Origin of the sequence: Paracoccus sp. MC1854 (assembly GCF_014164635.1) — a bacterium.
Lineage (GTDB): Bacteria > Pseudomonadota > Alphaproteobacteria > Rhodobacterales > Rhodobacteraceae > Paracoccus.
In genome coordinates, this window is record NZ_JACJFU010000029.1 from 1 (window position 1) to 16,288 (window position 16,288).

14 protein-coding genes are annotated in these 16,288 nt (G+C 71.3%); 10 read left to right on the forward strand and 4 right to left on the reverse strand.

The annotated features are described in order from the left end of the window. Positions 1-144: 144 nt before the first annotated feature. The 3 genes from H5395_RS14790 to H5395_RS14800 all read left to right on the forward strand — a co-directional run bounded on the left by H5395_RS14790 (position 145) and on the right by H5395_RS14800 (position 4,696). Complete coding sequence (locus H5395_RS14790) at positions 145-1,947, forward strand: alpha/beta hydrolase (protein WP_255440716.1); 1,803 nt, start codon at positions 145-147, stop codon at positions 1,945-1,947. Positions 1,948-2,045: 98 nt separating this feature from the next. Further along, the gene (locus H5395_RS14795; RefSeq protein ID WP_182793339.1) at positions 2,046-3,476 is read left to right on the forward strand and encodes a bifunctional enoyl-CoA hydratase/phosphate acetyltransferase; all 1,431 of its coding nucleotides are present in this window, start codon (positions 2,046-2,048) and stop codon (positions 3,474-3,476) included. After that, complete coding sequence (locus H5395_RS14800; RefSeq protein WP_182793340.1) at positions 3,473-4,696, forward strand: acetate/propionate family kinase; 1,224 nt, start codon at positions 3,473-3,475, stop codon at positions 4,694-4,696. The genes H5395_RS14795 and H5395_RS14800 overlap by 4 nt, the downstream gene beginning before the upstream one ends. 528 nt (positions 4,697-5,224) lie before the next feature. Here the strand turns inward: H5395_RS14800 and H5395_RS14805 are convergent. The 3 genes from H5395_RS14805 to H5395_RS14815 are packed head-to-tail and all read right to left on the reverse strand — an operon-like array spanning position 5,225 to position 9,239. Beyond that, positions 5,225-7,219: a heavy metal translocating P-type ATPase gene (locus tag H5395_RS14805; RefSeq protein ID WP_182793341.1), complete on the reverse strand. Its 1,995-nt coding sequence runs from the start codon at positions 7,217-7,219 to the stop codon at positions 5,225-5,227. Positions 7,220-7,242: 23 nt separating this feature from the next. After that, the gene (locus H5395_RS14810) at positions 7,243-8,580 is read right to left on the reverse strand and encodes an ATP-binding protein (RefSeq protein WP_182793342.1); all 1,338 of its coding nucleotides are present in this window, start codon (positions 8,578-8,580) and stop codon (positions 7,243-7,245) included. After that, the gene (locus tag H5395_RS14815; RefSeq protein WP_182793343.1) at positions 8,577-9,239 is read right to left on the reverse strand and encodes a response regulator transcription factor; all 663 of its coding nucleotides are present in this window, start codon (positions 9,237-9,239) and stop codon (positions 8,577-8,579) included. The genes H5395_RS14810 and H5395_RS14815 overlap by 4 nt, the downstream gene beginning before the upstream one ends. A gap of 150 nt (positions 9,240-9,389) precedes the next feature. Here H5395_RS14815 and H5395_RS14820 point away from each other — a divergent pair, with 150 nt between their 5' ends. The 7 genes from H5395_RS14820 to H5395_RS14850 all read left to right on the forward strand — a co-directional run bounded on the left by H5395_RS14820 (position 9,390) and on the right by H5395_RS14850 (position 15,275). Next, positions 9,390-9,818, forward strand: a complete 429-nt coding sequence (locus H5395_RS14820) for a PepSY domain-containing protein (RefSeq protein WP_182793344.1) — start codon at positions 9,390-9,392, stop codon at positions 9,816-9,818. A 58-nt stretch (positions 9,819-9,876) separates the two neighbouring features. Then, a complete protein-coding gene (locus H5395_RS14825; RefSeq protein ID WP_182793345.1) occupies positions 9,877-10,389 on the forward strand; it encodes a cytochrome b in 513 nt (170 codons plus the stop codon). Between the two features lie 155 nt (positions 10,390-10,544). Beyond that, positions 10,545-10,871 (forward strand): PepSY domain-containing protein, encoded by a 327-nt coding sequence (locus H5395_RS14830; protein ID WP_182793346.1) that lies wholly within the window; start codon positions 10,545-10,547, stop codon positions 10,869-10,871. Between the two features lie 81 nt (positions 10,872-10,952). Continuing rightward, a complete protein-coding gene (locus H5395_RS14835; RefSeq protein ID WP_182793347.1) occupies positions 10,953-11,414 on the forward strand; it encodes a DUF2271 domain-containing protein in 462 nt (153 codons plus the stop codon). A gap of 7 nt (positions 11,415-11,421) precedes the next feature. Beyond that, positions 11,422-13,626, forward strand: a complete 2,205-nt coding sequence (locus H5395_RS14840; protein ID WP_182793348.1) for a PepSY domain-containing protein — start codon at positions 11,422-11,424, stop codon at positions 13,624-13,626. Beyond that, complete coding sequence (locus tag H5395_RS14845) at positions 13,607-14,575, forward strand: FAD:protein FMN transferase (RefSeq protein ID WP_182793349.1); 969 nt, start codon at positions 13,607-13,609, stop codon at positions 14,573-14,575. Before H5395_RS14840 ends, H5395_RS14845 begins: the two co-directional genes overlap by 20 nt. Before the next feature lie 226 nt (positions 14,576-14,801). Then, the gene (locus tag H5395_RS14850; protein WP_182793350.1) at positions 14,802-15,275 is read left to right on the forward strand and encodes a hypothetical protein; all 474 of its coding nucleotides are present in this window, start codon (positions 14,802-14,804) and stop codon (positions 15,273-15,275) included. 51 nt (positions 15,276-15,326) lie between these two features. On the opposite strand, the gene H5395_RS14855 is transcribed toward H5395_RS14850, so the two are convergent. Then, entirely contained in the window at positions 15,327-16,253 is a 927-nt protein-coding gene (locus H5395_RS14855) for a LysR family transcriptional regulator (protein WP_182793351.1), read from the reverse strand. Positions 16,254-16,288: the final 35 nt, after the last annotated feature.

Sequence of the window (16,288 nt, forward strand, 5' to 3'; positions counted from 1 at the left end):
ACCGAGCTTGCCCGCCGTCAGGCAGGCCATCCTCACTGCTCTCGCGCAGCCGCCCCCATTCCGTTGTCCCCACTGCCGCAAAATCCTCTCCCCTGAAAATCTGCCAAAGTAGTGCTAGGATCGTCAGCAACACGGGTCGGAAACATGAACGACATACCTCCCAGGGACCGGGCGGCCCTGCACCTGCCCGAGCCGACGGAACGACAGGGCACATCAGATGCCGACGAGATGCCCGAAGCCTTGCGGGCGCTGAACCGGATGCAGGCGGCGACGGCCAGCAAGCTCACGGGCGGCCTGTCCCCGGTCGGGCTGTCGCTGGCCGTCATGGACTGGGGGATGCACCTGATGATGGCGCCGGGCAAGCAGATGCAGCTGGTGCAGAAGGCCCTGCGCAAGACCGCCCGGCTGGGGATGCACACGGCGGCCGTGGCCAGCGGCGCCGAGGCCGCCCCGAGCATCGAGCCATTGCCGGGCGACAACCGATTCTGGGCCGAAGCCTGGCGGCAGCCGCCGTTCTCGATCTGGGCGCAGGCCTTTCTGCTGAACCAGCAGTGGTGGCACCAGGCGACGCATGACGTCCCCGGCGTGGCGCCCCATCACGAGGATGTCGTTGCCTTCACCACGCGCCAGATGCTCGACGTCTTCTCGCCCTCGAACAGCCCCTTCACCAACCCCGAGGTCATCGCCCGCACGGTCGGGACGGGCGGGCAGAACTTCGTGCAGGGATGGCGCAACTGGCTGGAGGACGCGCAGCGCATCCTGCTGAAGCAGCCGCCCGCGGGAACCGAGGCCTTCCGCGTGGGCGAGGATGTCGCGGCCACGCCGGGCAAGGTCGTCTATCGCAACCACCTGATCGAACTGATCCAGTATGCGCCGGTGACGGAGAGGGTGGTGGCCGAGCCGGTGCTGATCGTCCCGGCCTGGATCATGAAATACTACATCCTCGACCTGTCGCCGCAGAACTCGCTGATCCGGCATCTGGTCGCGACGGGGCACACGGTCTTCTGCATCTCGTGGCGCAATCCTTCTGCCGAGGACCGCGAGCTGTCGATGGACGACTACCGCCGGATGGGGGTGATGGCCGCGCTGGATGCGATTGGCGACATCCTGCCGGGGGCGAGGGTCCATGCCACGGGCTATTGCCTGGGCGGCACGCTGCTGGCGATCGCGGCGGCCGCGATGGGCGGGGGCGGGGACAAGCGGCTCGCCTCGGTGACGCTGTTCGCGGCGCAGACGGATTTCACCGAACCGGGGGAACTCGCGCTCTTCATCGACCACAGCCAGCTGCGGGTGATGGAAGGGATGATGTGGGACCAGGGCTATCTGGCGGCCGACCAGATGGCGGGGGCCTTCCAGCTTCTGCGGTCCAACGACCTGATCTGGTCGCGGCTGGTCAAGGACTACATGACCGGCCAGCGCACGGCGATGACGGACCTGATGGCCTGGAACGCCGATGCCACGCACATGCCCTATCGGATGCACAGCGAGTATCTGCAGCGGCTTTACCTGGACAACGAACTCGCGGCCGGGCGCTTCGTCGTCGATGGCCGCCCCGCGGCGCTGCAGAACATCCGCGTGCCGCTGTTCGTCGTCGGGACAGAGCGGGACCATGTCGCGCCCTGGCGGTCGGTCTACAAGATCCACTATCTCGCCGACACCGACGTGACCTTCCTGCTGACGAGCGGCGGGCACAATGCGGGCATCGTCAGCCCGCCCGGCCATCCGCGCCGGCATTATCGCCTGGCCCGGCAGCGCAAGGACGACCATGTCGTGGGGACCGAGGACTGGCTTGCGGCGGCACCGACGAAGCCCGGCTCGTGGTGGCCGGAATGGATCGCCTGGCTCGATGCCGGTTCGACCCCGGAACGGGTGGCGCCCCCGCTCTTGGGCAGCCCGAGCCATCCCCCGATCATGGATGCCCCCGGCAGCTACGTCCTGCAGCGCTAATGCGAAGCCCGGCCGCCGGTCCGGCCGGGGCAGGGGCAACCGCCCTTGACGCGGGGAAGGAAGCCCGCTGGACTGGCCCCTGCCACGGAAAGGATATCATGCCCGACAGAAAGCCGATGATCGCCGACGGCCTGACGGCCCTTGAAAACAGGACTTTCGACGAGATCGCCTTGGGCGACGGCGCGTCGATGACGCGCAGGCTGACGCTGGACGACATCCGGCTGCTGGCGGCGCTGACCGGCTTTGACGGGGGCGATGCGCTCGATCCCGACGCGGCGGCGGAAGCGCATCTGGCCGAAAGGCTCAGCCACGGGATGCTGGCGAGCGCCCTGGTCGCCGTGGTGCTCGGCACCCGCCTGCCGGGGCCGGGCGCCACCCATCTGGGGCAGGAACTGGCATTCCGCGCGCCCATCCGCGCCGGCGACACCCTTTCCACAAGCGTCGAGGTGGTGGAGCACGACCCGGCCTCGCACCGGCTGCGCCTGTCCTGCCGCTGCACCAACCAGGACGGCACCGTCGTCATTGACGGCCATGCCGACCTGATCGCCCCCGCCGAAAAGCGCCGCTGGCAGCGCACGACCCTGCCCGAGGTGCGGCTGGCCCAGACGGCCAACGGCGGGACCACGCGGCTCCTGGACCTCGTACGCGGGCTCGACGCGGTGCGGGCCGCGGCGGTGCATCCCTGCGACGCGCTCAGCCTGTCGGCGGTGATCGACGCGCGCGACGCGGGGCTGATCGTCCCCGTGCTGGTGGCCCCGCGCGCGCGCCTTGAAGGTGTCGCGGCAGAGGCGGGGCTGGACCTGTCCGGCATCGCCATCGAGGACGTCCCCCACAGCCATGCGGCGGCCGAGCGGGCGGTCGAGCTTGCCGCCGCCGGCCATGTCGAGGTGCTGGTCAAGGGCAGCCTGCACACCGACGAACTCATGGGCGCCGTGATCGCCGCCAAGGGCGGCCTGCGGACCAAGCGCCGGGTCACGCATTGCTTCGTCATGCAGACGCCGGCCTATCCGCGCCCCTTCATCATCACCGACGCGGCGGTGAACATCGCGCCCACGCTGGCGGAAAAGGCCGATATCGTCCGCAACGCGGTCGATCTGGCCCATGCGATGGGCGTCGAGACGCCGCGGGTGGCGATCCTCGCCGCGGTCGAGACGATCTCGCCCGGCATGCCCGCCACGCTGGACGCGGCGGTGCTGTGCAAGATGGCCGACCGCGGCCAGATCGCGGGGGCGGTTCTCGACGGGCCGCTGGCCTTCGACAACGCCGTCTCGGCGGCAGCCGCGCAGGTCAAGGGCATCGTCTCTCCGGTGGCGGGGCGGGCGGACATCCTTGTCGTGCCCGATCTGGAAAGCGGCAACATGCTGGCCAAGCAGCTCGAATATCTGGGCGGCGCCGACACGGCGGGCATCGCGCTGGGGGCCAGGGTGCCCATCGTGCTGACCAGCCGGGCCGACGCCCGCGACACCCGGCTTGCCTCCTGCGCGCTGGCGGTGATGCTGGCGCATCGCTACCGGACCAGCCCGCCATGACCAGCCCGGACGACCTGATCCTTGTCCTGAACTGCGGCTCGTCCAGCATCAAGTTCGCGCTGTTCGAGCGGCGGCAGCCCGTTGCCCGCAAGCCGCTGTGGAACGGCAAGGTGGACGGGATCACCGGGCCCGCGCCGAGTTTCGGCGAGACGGGCGTTCCCCCCGCACCGGTCGTGCTGGACCCGGCCGCGCCCTATACCGCCGCGCTCGCCCATATTGGCGCCCGCATCGACCGGCGCCGCGGCGACCGCGCCATAGGGGCGATCGGGCACCGGATCGTTCATGGCGGCGCGCGCTACTTCGAGCCCGTGCGCGTCGATGCCGAGGTTCTGGCCGATCTGCGCGGCTATATCCCGCTCGCCCCCCTGCACCAGCCCTTCGCCCTGGAGGCGGTGGAGCAACTGCTGGCGCAGCGTCCGGGCGTGCCGCAGGTGGCCTGCTTCGATACGGCCTTCCACCACAGCCTCCCGACAGTCGAGAAGATGCTGCCGCTGCCTCGAGCCTTCTGGGACCGGGGCGTGCGTCGCTATGGCTTTCACGGGCTGTCCTATGAATACCAGTCGATCGCCCTGGCCGAGCGCCACGGCGAACTGGCCCGAGGCCGCGTGATCGTCGCCCATCTGGGCAGCGGCGCCAGCCTTTGCGGCATGGTCGGCCTGAAAAGCGTGGCGACCACCATGGGCTTCTCGGCGCTGGAAGGGCTGATGATGGGCAGCCGCAGCGGCAGCATCGACCCCGGCGCGCTGCTCTACCTGATGCAGACCGAGAAGCTCTCGCCCGAGGAACTGGGGCATCTGCTTTACCACGACTCGGGCCTGCTGGGGGTGTCGGGCATCTCGTCGGACCCGCGCGTCCTGCTTGCGCGGGAGGAGGAGCAGGAAACCGCTCGGGACGCGCTTGCGCTCTACGTTCGGCGGGCCGTGCGCGAGATCGGGTCGGTGACGGCGGCTATCGGCGGGCTGGACCTCCTGGTCTTCACCGCGGGCATCGGCGAGCACAATGCCACGATCCGGGCGCGGATCTGCGAAGGGCTGGACTTCCTGGGCGTGGCGCTGGACGCGCAGGCGAACCTGGACAACGCCCCGGTGATCTCCTCGGCATCCGGTCGAGTCGTCGTCGGTGTCGAGCCGACCAACGAGGAATGGATCGCAGCATCCCGCAGCGACGAGGTCTTGCGAGCCCCCGAACGGGCTGGCAGGAAAACTGCGACGGTCTGCTGAGAAGTGGGGAAGGTTCAGCCAGCCTGTCTGCCCGCAACGCGTCAGCCGTGGCCGATGAGATCACGTTCCGGCTTTGTCGGACTAGGTATCTCGACCCTGCTACAGATGCCCCATCACTGGTCATGGCTCGGATCGGTGACGGAGGTGGGATACAGCGCCAAACACCTTGTGCATGACCACGCTCTCTAGCTGGCTGATCCCACCTTTCTTCACCGTCTCGGACAGTTGACGGCAACCCGTTCTCCGGGAGCGCAAAGAAGGACGAGAGAGTGACCTGATAGCAGCGGCGACACTAGTCGGGATAGATGTCTTCCGCGACTGGCTCGATGGCTTCTGTCTGCCGCGTGGCCGCCGGTTCAGGCTCCCGAACCCGCCGGCAGGCCATACGCGCCAGGCCGAGATCATTCAGGATCTGCCCGCACCCTCGAGGATCATCGTCGCGATTTCCAAGCGACTGTTACCATCGCGAATGCGGTCCTGAAAAATGGCACTCCCTAGCGGCATCAGCCCTGAGCATCGTCACGGTTGCTAGCCTTTCGGCGAAACGACCGAGGTATTCGAAGAGGCGCTCGCTCGCCAGCCTCCCTGTGCCGTCTCGGCTGAAACCAAGCCCCCTGCGTCTCTTTCCTGTGCTGCCTGCCGGATCGGGTCCGAGAGCAGGCGCAACCCGTTGAGAACCACCAGCACGGTGCCACCCTCGTGGCCGACGACGGCCAGCGGCAGGGGCAGGTCGAAGAACAGCCCACCCGTCACCAGCAGGACCATGGCCCCCAGGGCGAAGCCCAGGTTCTGGCGGATGATCCGGGCGGTGCGGCGGGACAGGCGGTGGGCATGGGCCAGCCGTTCCAGGTCCTCGGAGAGAAGCGCCACGTCGGCGGCCTGCAGCGCGACCTCGGAGCCCGCCGCCCCCATGGCGATGCCCACGTCGGCGCGGGCGAGCGCGGCGGCGTCGTTCACCCCGTCGCCGACGAAGGCGACCCGGCCCCGTTCCGCCAGCGCGGCTACGGCCCGCACCTTGTCGTCTGGCAGCATCGCGGCCTCGATCTCCTCGGGGCGCAGTCCCAGTTCCGCGCCGATCCGCAGGGCGACGGGTCGCCGGTCCCCGGTCATCATCACGATCCGCCGCACCCTGCCCGCGCGCAGCGCGGCCAGCGCAGGGGCGGCGCTGGCCCGCGCCTCGTCGGCCACGGTGACCGCACCCAGCAGCTGCGACCCGCGTCCCAGATAGACCAGCGTCTGCGCCCCCGCATCCAGCACGGCGAGTGCAGGGTGGCCGAGGTCGGCGCCCATCTCGGCCGCGAGATAGGGATTGCCGGCCCAGATGGTGCCCGAAGGGACGGTCCCGACGATGCCCTTGCCGGGGCGGTTGACGGTGTCCGCGACGGGCGCGGGCGACAGCCCCCGCACCTTGGCCGCGCGGCGGATCGCAGCGGCGATGTGATGCTCGGACTGCGCCTCGATCCCGGCGAGGCGCGACAGGAACCCGGCCTCGTCACCATCCAGCGCCACGACCTGCGTGACCGTCGCCCGGCCGGTGGTCAGGGTGCCGGTCTTGTCGAAGGCGAATGTCTCGACCGCGGCCAGCGTCTCCAGCGCGGCGCCGCCCTTGAAGAGCACGCCACCCCGCGCGGCCGCCGACAGCGCCGACAGGATCGCCGCCGGGACCGAGATGACGATGGCGCAGGGGCTCGCCGCGACCAGCAGCGTCGCCGCCTTGTAAAGCGCCCCGTCCCAGTCGTGGCCCAGCCAGCGGAAGACGGCAAAGGCAAGCGCCGCGCCGACCAGCACCGCGACCGTGTAGCGCTGGCCGAACCAGGTGCTGAACCGCTCGGACGGCGCCTTGGCCGCCTGCGCCTCGGTCACCAGCCGGATCATGCGGGCGATGGTGCTGTCGCCCACCCCGCGCGTCACGGTGACGTCCAGCACGCCGTCGAGATTGACCGTGCCCTCGAAGACCGGATCGCCCGGCGCCTTGGAGACGGGCATGGATTCGCCGGTGATATGAGCCTCGTCCACGCCGCCGCGGCCGGTGGCGATTACCCCGTCCGCGGGCACGCGGGCACCGGGGCGCAGGACCACGGCATCGCCCGCGACGAGATCGGCGGCGGGCACCTCGGCGACCGTCCCATCCGGTCCCCTGCGCAGGGCGGTTTCGGGGCGCAGCGCCATCAGCGCCTCGATCGCGCGGCGGGCGCGGCCGAGCGCGCGCTTCTCCAGCGTGCCCGACAGGCTGAAGAGTGTCAGCAGCACCGCGCCCTCGAAGGGCGCGCCCACGGCTGCCGCCGCCAGCGCCGCCACCACCATCAGCAGGTCGATGTCGAGCACATGGTCGCGCCACAGCGACCCCAGCGCGCGGCCGGCCGCCGGGACCCCGCCGGCCAGATAGACCAGCGCCAGGCCGGGGGCGACGAGGAAGCCGAAGCGCCCGTTCCCCAGCCACAACCCCGCCGCGGCCAGCGCCAGCCCCAGCACCGCCGCAAGCGACAGGGCCATCGAGAGATCGAGGGACGAGATGCGTTTCATGGCGGCCTCCTTCACGGGTGATCCTACCGCAATCCGGCGCGGCTTGTCGAAAACCTTGCCTCGAAGCCGTCGACCCGCCCCTCGGCCGGAGAGATCAGCTCGAGCCGCCCGCCGGTGCCCTCGGCGATCGCCTGGGCGATGGCCAGCCCCAGCCCGCTGCCCTGCGCCCCGGTCGCGCCGCGCTCGAAGGGGCGGGTGAGGCGCCCGAGCCGGTCGGCCGGGACCGCCGGCCCCGCGTTGACCACGCGCAGCAGGCCTGCAGCGGACAGCGAGACCTCGACAGGGGCGCCTTGGGCGCCATGCCGCAGCGCGTTCTCGATCAGGTTGCGGGCGAGGATCGCGAAGGCGTCGGGGTCGATGAAGGAGGGCACGCCCGCCTCGGGCAGCGCCAGGTCGATCCGGCCGCCGTTGTCGCGGGTCATGTCGGCCACGACCATCCGCAGGACCGCCGCGAGATCGACCGGCGCATCCGCCTGCAACCGCCCGCCCTCGGCGCGGGCAAGCTGCATCAGCTTTTCCGACAGCCGCGCCAGCCGCTGCAGGGCGGTCTCGACCTCGCGGGCGCGGGCGCGGGTGGCCTCGTCGGGCGCTTCGAGGACCAGCCGCTGCACCTGCGCCAGCGCCCCTGCGACGGGTGTGCGCAACTCATGCGCCGAGTTGGCGGTGAAGCTGCGCTCGGCCTGAAGCGCCCGGCGCAGGCGGTCGAGCAGGTGGTTCACCGCCCGCGCGTTCGGCCGGAACTCGGAGGGCAGCCCCTCGGCCGGGATGGGCGAGAGGTCGCCCCGGCCGCGCGCCTCGATGCCTTCCCGGAAGCGCCGGATCGGGGCCATCGCGGCCCGGACGGCGGCCCAGACCCCGAGAAGGCTGGCCGGCACGATCAGCGCGAGCGGCAGCGCCAGCCCGGCCAGCGCCTTGCGCGCGGCGGCATGGCGGTGGGCCAGCGGCTCGGCCACGGAAATGGTGATCGTGCCCTGCAGGGCCGCGTCGGAATAGATGCGGTGGGTGGGCGTGGTGGCGAAGCCCATGCCCGGGAAAGGGGGGAACACCGCCGGGTCGGCCCGATGCGAATGCAGCAGCACCCGGCTCTCGGCATCCCGCACGACATAGGTCAGAAGCTCGTCATGTGCGCGCAGCGTGGTCACGCCCTGGCTGGGGCTGTCGTCATCGTCCCGCGCGATGATGTCGCGCACGGCCAAGGGCAGCAGGCGCTGGCCGGCTTCTTCCAGCGCGCTGTCGAAGACCGCGTTCATCTCGTCGCGCAACTGCCCGGCCGTCAGGGCCGCGGCCAGCGTCCACAGCACCGCCGCCCCCAGCGTTAGCCACAGCGACAGCCGGCCCTGAAGGCTGGCCGGGCGGCTCACCGTCCGTCCCCGAGCCGGTATCCAATCCCGCGCAGGGTCTCGACCGCGCCTGCGCCCAGCTTCTTGCGAAGGCGGCTGACATGGACCTCGATGGTGTTGCTCTCGACCTCGGAGCCGAAGGCATAAAGGCGGTCTTCCAGCTGCGCCTTCGAGATCACCTGCCTGGGCCGCTGCACCAGCGCCTCGAACAGCGCCCATTCCCGCTGGGTCAGGTCCACCCGGCGGCCGGCGCGCAGCACCGTGCGGGTGGCAAGGTCGATCTCCAGCTCGCCCAGGATCACCAGCGGGTTCGGGTTGCCGCAGTAGCGCCGCGCGACCGCGGCCAGCCGGGCCGACAGCTCGGCCAGGTCGAAGGGCTTGGTCAGGTAGTCGTCGGCGCCTGCGTTCAGCCCCTCGATCCGGTCCGAGATCTGGTCGAGCGCCGTCAGGATGATCACCGGCGTCACGTCGCCGCGCCGGCGCAACTCGCGCAGGAAGGCGATGCCGCGCCCGTCGGGCAGCATCAGGTCCAGCAGGACCAGGTCATAGGGCGCGGCGTCCAGATGTTCCCGCGCGCGGTCGAGCCGCCCGACCCAGTCGGCGGAATGCCCCTCTGCGGCGATGTGGTCGCGGACCGCCGCGCCCAGGATGGTGTCGTCCTCGATCAGAAGAATTCGCATGAAATCCCCGTCCGCCCTCTGCCGCAGGACCTGCCCGCCCAACCTGTCGCCAGCCTGACGCCTAGGCGCCGCGCGCTTAAGCTGGCCGTCAGGATCGCGTGTCATCAGGGACGGCAGATGATGCCTGAACCATGACAAAGGGCAAATGCGATGAAAAAGCACATGCTGCTGGGCGCCCTGCTTGCCGCCCTGGGCGCGGCGGGCGCGGCCCATGCCGATGACGACGACTGCCATGCCGCGATGGAACGGTGGCAACCCCGCGAGGCGGTGCAGAAGGCGCTCGAGGACCGCGGCTGGCAGGTCGGTCGGATCAGGATCGACGACGGCTGCTACGAGGTCCGGGGCACCGACGCGCAGGGCGCGGGCTTCAAGGCCAAGCTCGACCCAGCGACGCTGGAGGTCGTCGAGATGAAACGCCGCGACCGCCGCCACGAGCGGGACGACGACGATGACGACGATCACGACGACGACCGGCAGCGCGGCCGGGGGCAGGGCGCGCCGGTGACGGCCCCGCCCGCCAACCTGCCGCCGCCCGGCGGGCTGCTGAAGGGCGCCCCGCCCGCGGTGGTCGTCAGATGAGCCCGCAGGCGCCGCGGTCCGGCGCCCGAACCCTTCCCCTCATGCAGGAACCCTTGCCATGCCGGACATGATCGCACGCTATCCCAAGGCCCTTGTCGTCCTCCACTGGGCCACGGCGGCCGCCGTGCTGGGCGCCTGGGCCACGGCCGAGGGCGGTCGGGAGGTCGTCCAGCACCCGCCGCTTCTGCATTTCACCCTCGGCCTCGCGGTGCTGGCGCTCGTCCTGCCGCGGCTGGTGCTGCGGCTGATGGGCGGGACGCAGCCAGACCATGGATCGCGCCCGCTTGCCGTCGCGGTCGGCGCGGGACACGCGCTGCTTTACGCCCTGCTGATCGCGCTGCCGCTCACCGGCTGGCATGCCGCGTCGCAGATGGGGGTGGGGGTGCAGTTCCTCGGGATTCACCTTCCCGCCCTGACGGCGCCCGTGCAGGGGCGGCCCGGCATCGTCGCCGAGTTCCACGAGAGCGCCGGCAGCCTGATCCTGCTGCTGGCCGGGCTGCACGCGATGATGGCGCTGTGGCACCAGTTCGTGCTGCGCGACGGCACCCTGCGCCGGATGAGCCTGCGCTAGGTTCACGTTCCCGCACCCAAGGCCCGGCCCGCAACGGCCGGGCCTTTTCCTTGCTGACGGCAAGCTGACGCAGATTTCCGCCCCGGTTCAGTCCCCTGTCAGCGCAGCGGCCCAGAGTCGCCTCATCCGACAACCGCAACACGGGAGTAACCACGATGAAACGGATGCTTGCGACCCTGGCCGTGCTGGCCGCGATGCCTGCCGGCGCCGCCCTTGCCGATGACGACTGCCGGGTCTCGCCCGAGCAGATGCAGTCTTGGGAGGCGGTGGCGCAACTCGCCAACGACTACGGCTGGACGATCTCGTCGATGGAGATGGACGACGGCTGCTACGAGGTCAACGTGACCGACACCGGCGGCAACACGATCGAGGCGAAGATCGACCCGGCGACGCTGCAGGTCATCAAGGCGAAGCTTGAAGAATTCGCCCGCGAAGCCTCCGCGCCCGCCGCCACCCCGGCACCCGCCGCCCCAGCGAACTGACCGCCGCCTCTCCCCGGCGCATGGCCCGCCTGCGGCCGGCGCCGGGGAAGGCCGCCTCATTCCCAAGAAAGGAGCCCGACCATGAAGCCTCTTGCCGCTATCCTCGCCCTGTCGACCGCCCTGACCCTTCCCGCGATTGCGCTCGCCCGGCCCGTCACGCTGACCACCACGCTGAACGACTATGGCGGCGACGGGGCCTATCTCGCCTTCTACGTCACCGATCCGCAGGGGGCCTATGCCGGCAGCCTGTGGATGGCCGGCGGCAAGTCGAAATACTACGACTCGCTGTCCGGCTGGTATCGCGCGACCGGCGGCGACACCCGGCAGGTGGACGGGATCACCGGGGCCAGCGTCGGCGCGGGCCGCACGTTGGAAATCACGCTGGACCTTGCCGATGCGCTGTTCGACGCTGGCTACACCCTGCATGTCGATGCCGCCGTCGAGGACATGCGCGACAGCCCGAACGAGGTCGCCTTGCCGCTGGCTGCCGCCGGGGCAAGCGCCTCGGGCAGCCGTTACATCGCCAGCGTCTCCTATCGCTGAGGGGTCCATGATCCGTGCAATCCATCGCTGGCCGGGGATCGCCGCCGCGCTGCTGCTGGTCGTGCTGGCACTGTCCGGGGCGGCCCTGTCGCTTTATCCCGCGGCCGAGCGGCTGGCCGCGCCCCAGGCGAAGGCCGGGATGACCGTGGCCGATCTGGCCGGGCGCATCGCTGCCAGTCATCCGGGGCTGGAACAGGTCCGCCGCGCGCCCTCGGGGCAGGTCACCGCCTACTGGTTCGACGGCGGCACCCCGCGGGCGGCGGTCATCGACCCGGCGACGGGGCAGGACGCCGGATCGGCCGATCCCGACCCGCTGCGGCGCTGGCTGACCAACCTGCACCGCTCGCTGTTCCTGGGCGACGCCGGGCGGATCGTGACGGCGCTCGGCGCGGGCGCGATGCTGGTGCTTGCGCTGTCGGGCGTGGCGCTGGTGGCGCGGCGGACGGGCGGCTGGCGGCGCTGGTTCGCGCGGCTGCGCGGTCCCCTGGCCGGGCGGCTGCATGTGGAAATCGCGCGGGTGGCGGTCGCGGGTCTTGTGCTGTCCTCGGCCACGGCGCTGTGGATGACGGGCTCGACCTTCGACCTGCTGCCGGACGGCGCCCGCACGCCGGCCTTCCCGGCCGAAACCAGCGGCCGGATCGGCGCCGACCTGGCGGGCGTTGCCGCATTGCAGCTGCCGGTCGCCGCCTTCCGCAGCCTGTCGCTGGCCGATCCGGACGACCCGGCGGATGTCCATACCCTCAAGACCGCGCAAGGCATCGGTTATCTGGACCAGGGCAGCGGCGAGATGCTCGGCTGGGCCGACCTCTCCGCCTGGCAACGGGTCTCCGAGACCGTCTTCATGCTGCACACCGGCCAGGGCGCGGCGGTGCTGGGGCTGGTGCTGGGGCTGATGGCGCTTGGCGTGCCCGCGATGGCCGGCACGGGCGTGATCCTGTGGCTCTCCGCACGCCGCGCCCGGCCGCGCATCCGGGGCAATGCCCCGCCCGGCCGGGCCGAAACGGTCCTGCTGGTCGGCAGCGAGGGCGGCTCGACCTGGGGCTTTGCCGCCACGCTGCACGCCGCGCTGACCGACGCCGGCCAGCGCGTCCATGCCGCGCCGATGGCGGGCTTCGACCCGGCCCGCTACCCGAACGCCGCGCGCTTCATCATCCTTGCCGCGACCTATGGCGAGGGCTGCGCCCCGGCCTCGGCACGCGGGTTCCTCGACCGGCTGGACCGGCTGGACCGCGCGCCCGAGGCGCCGCTGGCCGTGCTGGGCTTCGGCGACCGCAGCTTTCCCGCCTTCTGCGCCCATGCCGAGGAGGTCGCGGCAGCCGCGGCGGCAAGGGGCTGGCCGCAGCTTCTGGCCTTCGCAACCATCGACCGCCAGTCCCCGCAGGAGTTTGCCCGCTGGGGCCGCGCGCTCGGTGCGGCGCTGGGGGTCGAACTGGAACTGCTTCACCAGCCGGTGGTGCCCGCAAGCGAGGCGCTGACGCTGATCTCGCGCCGCGACTACGGGGCCGAGGTGCAGGCGCCGACCGCGATCCTGCGCCTTGCCGCGCCGCGGGTCTCGGCTTGGCAGCGGCTGACGGGGCAGGGCTTCGCGCGCTGGCAGGCGGGCGACCTGCTGGGCGTCCTGCCCGAGGGCTCGCCCGTGCCGCGCTTCTATTCGCTGGCCTCGGGGTCGCGCGACCGCTTCGTCGAGATCGTGGTCCGCAAGCAGCCCGGCGGGCTCTGCTCGGGGCAGCTTGCGGAACTTCAGCCGGGCGGGACGGTGCGGGCCTTCCTGCGCCGGAACCCGGGCTTCCGCCCGGGCCGGGGCCGCGCGCCGCTGATCCTGGTCGGCGCGGGTACGGGCATCGGGCCGCTGGCGGGCTTCATCCGCGCCAATGCACGCCGCCGCCCGGTGCACCTGTTCTTCGGGATGCGGCACGCGGACAGCGACTTCCTGTATCGCGAGGAACTGACCGCGTGGCACCGGGCAGGGCGGCTGTCGCGCCTCGTGACGGCCAACTCGCGCGGCGAGCACCCGCATCACGTCCAGGACGCCCTGCGGCGCGAGGCGGCCGAGGTCGCCCGCCTGATCCGCGCGGGCGCGCGCGTGATGGTCTGCGGCGGGCGCGGCATGGCGGCAGGCGTTCGCGCCGCGCTGGACGAGATCCTTGCCCCGGCCGGGCTGACGCCCACGCTGCTGAAAGCCGAGGGACGCTATGTCGAAGACATCTACTGACCCGACCCGCCATGCCCTGAACGGCCCCACCATGGGCACGCGGTGGTCGGTGCTGTTCTTTGCGGATGGCCTCGATCCGGCCCCGGTGCGGCAGGCGCTGCAACAGGCGGTCGAGGAGATCGACGCGCAGATGTCCACCTGGCGGCCGGACAGCGACCTGATGCGGCTGAACGCGGCGCCGGTCGGGGAATGGGTGACCGTGCCCGCGCATCTCATGGCCGTGCTGCGGCTGGGGCTGGAGGTCGGCCGGGCCTCGGGCGGGGCCTTCGACATCGGCATGGGCGATGCGGTGGCGGCATGGGGCTTCGGCTCCGCCCCGGCCGATGCCGGTCGCATCCGGCAGGCGCTGGCCGTTCCGCGCCGGTCTGCGCATGAGGTGGTGCAGCTTGACCCTGCCGCCTGCCGGGTGCGGAAGGCCGCGCCTTTGTCGCTGGACCTGAACGGCATCGCCAAGGGCTATGGCGTGGACCGGCTGGCCGGGACGCTGCGGCGCTTGGGGATCGGCGCGGCCCTTGTCGGGATCGACGGCGAGATGCGGGCGCTGGGGCTGCGCCCCGTCGGCTCGCCTTGGGCGGTGGCGATCGAGGCGCCCGATCTCGCCCGGCGCGCGGCCCACTCCGTGCTGGCGCTGCAGGATGCGGCGGTGGCGACCTCGGGCGACTACCGGCACCGGGTCAGGGCAGGGGGGCGGGACCTGTCCCATACCATGGACCCCCGGCGCGGCGCGCCGCTGCCCGCCCCGCCCGCATCGGTCACCGTCGTCGCGCGCGACTGCGCCGAGGCCGATGCCTGGGCCAGCGCGCTGATGGTGCTGGGCGAGGAAGAGGGTGCCGCCCTGGCCCGGCGCCTCGGCCTCGATGCGCTGTTCCTGCTCCGCGGGGCAGGGGGCATCCGGATGGTGCCGGTGGGCGAGCTGTTCGGGGCGCCGGAGGCAAGTCATGTCTGCTGATCCCACAGGTGACGGCGCCACCAGCTTGCAGGGCGGTCGTCTCCCGTCCCTTCTTGCGCAAGCCGGGGAAGTCGCCGGAGCGGGGCGCCTGTCCGTCTGCCCGGCTTGCCTGTGCATTCCTGCAAGGCTTCCTTGCTGCTTTCGCCAATCGCTGTGCGGCTTCCCACAGGTTAACTTCCGGCACGCAGGCATAGTCCGATGCCGGAGAAACCCAGGAGACAAGACCATGCAATTCGGGAAACCCGTGACAGCCCTCGCCCTGACCCTCGCGCTTGCGCTGGGGGCACCCGCAATGGCCGCCCAGAGCCATGACCATGGCGGGCATGAGGCCACGGTTGCGGCGCTGGTGCTCGACGAGGGGGCGAAATGGCAGGGCGATCAGAACATGATCGACGGCATGACCGCGATCCGCACCGTCATGGCCGCCAATCTGGACGCCATCCACGCCAATGCCCTGACCCCCGCTCAGGCCGGGGACCTGGCTGCCGAGGTGGGCAGGCAGCTCGACTTCATGATCGAGAACTGTGATCTGGAGCCGGCGGCCGACGAGCAGTTCCATCTGGTGCTGGCGCAGGTCATGGACGGCGCCTCGGCGCTGGAGGCAGGCGACGTGGAAACCGGCGCGGCCGCCATCGTCCAGGCGCTGAACGCCTATGGCGCGCATTTCGAGCATCCCGGCTGGGAGCCGTTGGCTCACTGATTGAAGACCGGCGCCGCGCCGGCGTGCTGAAGATCATGCGGCCGGCCAGGGTCAGCCCCCGCTCGCGGCTGTCGCGTCCTTGCCCCGGCGCGGCGCGCGGCCTTCCAGAAGCTCTGCCTCGGCCGCCAGCGCCCCGGTCATGAAGTCCAGGAACGCCCGGATGCGGGCAGTCCGGCGCAGGTCTTCGTGGGTCAGAAGCCAGAGATCGAGCCCGAAGTCCTCGGGGAAGGACGCAACGCGGATCAGGTCCGCGTCGCGGTCGGCAATGGCGCAGGGCAGTGCGGCAAGACCAAGCCCGACCCTGGCCGCCGCCACCGCCGCGGTGATCGAGTTGGTCCGGCAGACCTGCCGCATCCCGGGCCACCAGCGGGCCAGGTTGCGGCTGAGCGGCCCGTGCGACGAGCCATAGCCCACCCAGTCGCCCCGTTCCGGGTCGCCCGCCCCTCGCGCCAGCAGTCCGGCCGAGGCATAGACGGCGAAGGCCAGCCGCCCGACCCGTCGCCCGACCAGCGTGTCCTGCACCGGGTTGCCGACCCGCAACGCCACATCCGCCTCGCGCCGGGTCAGGTCCAGCACCGTGTCCGACACCAGCAGGTCAAGCTCGATCCCCGGCCATTCCGCGCGGAAGGCGGCAAGATGGGGCGGCAGCACGCCGACGGCCAGCATGTCCGTCGCGGTGATGCGGATGGTGCCGGTTGGTCGCTGGTCCTGTCCCGTGACCTTCAGCGCCATCGTGGCGATCGCTTCCTCGATGCGGCCGACGGAATCCCGCATCTCCTCGCCCGGCGCGGTCAGGACATAGCCATTGGGCAGGCGGTCGAAGAGGCGCACGCCCAGCCGTTCCTCGAAGGCCGTGATGCGGCGGAAGACGGTGGAATGGTTGATCCCGAGCGCCCGCGCCGCGCCCGATAGCGTGCCCGCCCGCGCCACCGCCAGAAACAGGCGCAGGTCGTTCCAGTCCTGACCTTGTGCATCCATGCAAAGATCCCTTGCAGGCTTCGCCAATGTTGTGC

Bases quoted from the DNA above. Each gene is read 5' to 3' on its own strand.
- H5395_RS14845 (WP_182793349.1), top strand. From the start codon at position 13,607: ATGTCGAAGACATCTACTGACCCGACCCGCCATGCCCTGAACGGCCCC.
- H5395_RS14835 (WP_182793347.1), top strand. From the start codon at position 10,953: ATGAAGCCTCTTGCCGCTATCCTCGCCCTGTCGACCGCCCTGACCCTT.
- H5395_RS14825 (WP_182793345.1), top strand. From the start codon at position 9,877: ATGCCGGACATGATCGCACGCTATCCCAAGGCCCTTGTCGTCCTCCAC.
- H5395_RS14840 (WP_182793348.1), top strand. From the start codon at position 11,422: ATGATCCGTGCAATCCATCGCTGGCCGGGGATCGCCGCCGCGCTGCTG.
- H5395_RS14800 (WP_182793340.1), top strand. From the start codon at position 3,473: ATGACCAGCCCGGACGACCTGATCCTTGTCCTGAACTGCGGCTCGTCC.
- H5395_RS14820 (WP_182793344.1), top strand. From the start codon at position 9,390: ATGAAAAAGCACATGCTGCTGGGCGCCCTGCTTGCCGCCCTGGGCGCG.
- H5395_RS14790 (WP_255440716.1), top strand. From the start codon at position 145: ATGAACGACATACCTCCCAGGGACCGGGCGGCCCTGCACCTGCCCGAG.
- H5395_RS14805 (WP_182793341.1), bottom strand. From the start codon at position 7,219: ATGAAACGCATCTCGTCCCTCGATCTCTCGATGGCCCTGTCGCTTGCG.
- H5395_RS14850 (WP_182793350.1), top strand. From the start codon at position 14,802: ATGCAATTCGGGAAACCCGTGACAGCCCTCGCCCTGACCCTCGCGCTT.
- H5395_RS14795 (WP_182793339.1), top strand. From the start codon at position 2,046: ATGCCCGACAGAAAGCCGATGATCGCCGACGGCCTGACGGCCCTTGAA.
- H5395_RS14830 (WP_182793346.1), top strand. From the start codon at position 10,545: ATGAAACGGATGCTTGCGACCCTGGCCGTGCTGGCCGCGATGCCTGCC.
- H5395_RS14815 (WP_182793343.1), bottom strand. From the start codon at position 9,239: ATGCGAATTCTTCTGATCGAGGACGACACCATCCTGGGCGCGGCGGTC.
- H5395_RS14855 (WP_182793351.1), bottom strand. From the start codon at position 16,253: ATGGATGCACAAGGTCAGGACTGGAACGACCTGCGCCTGTTTCTGGCG.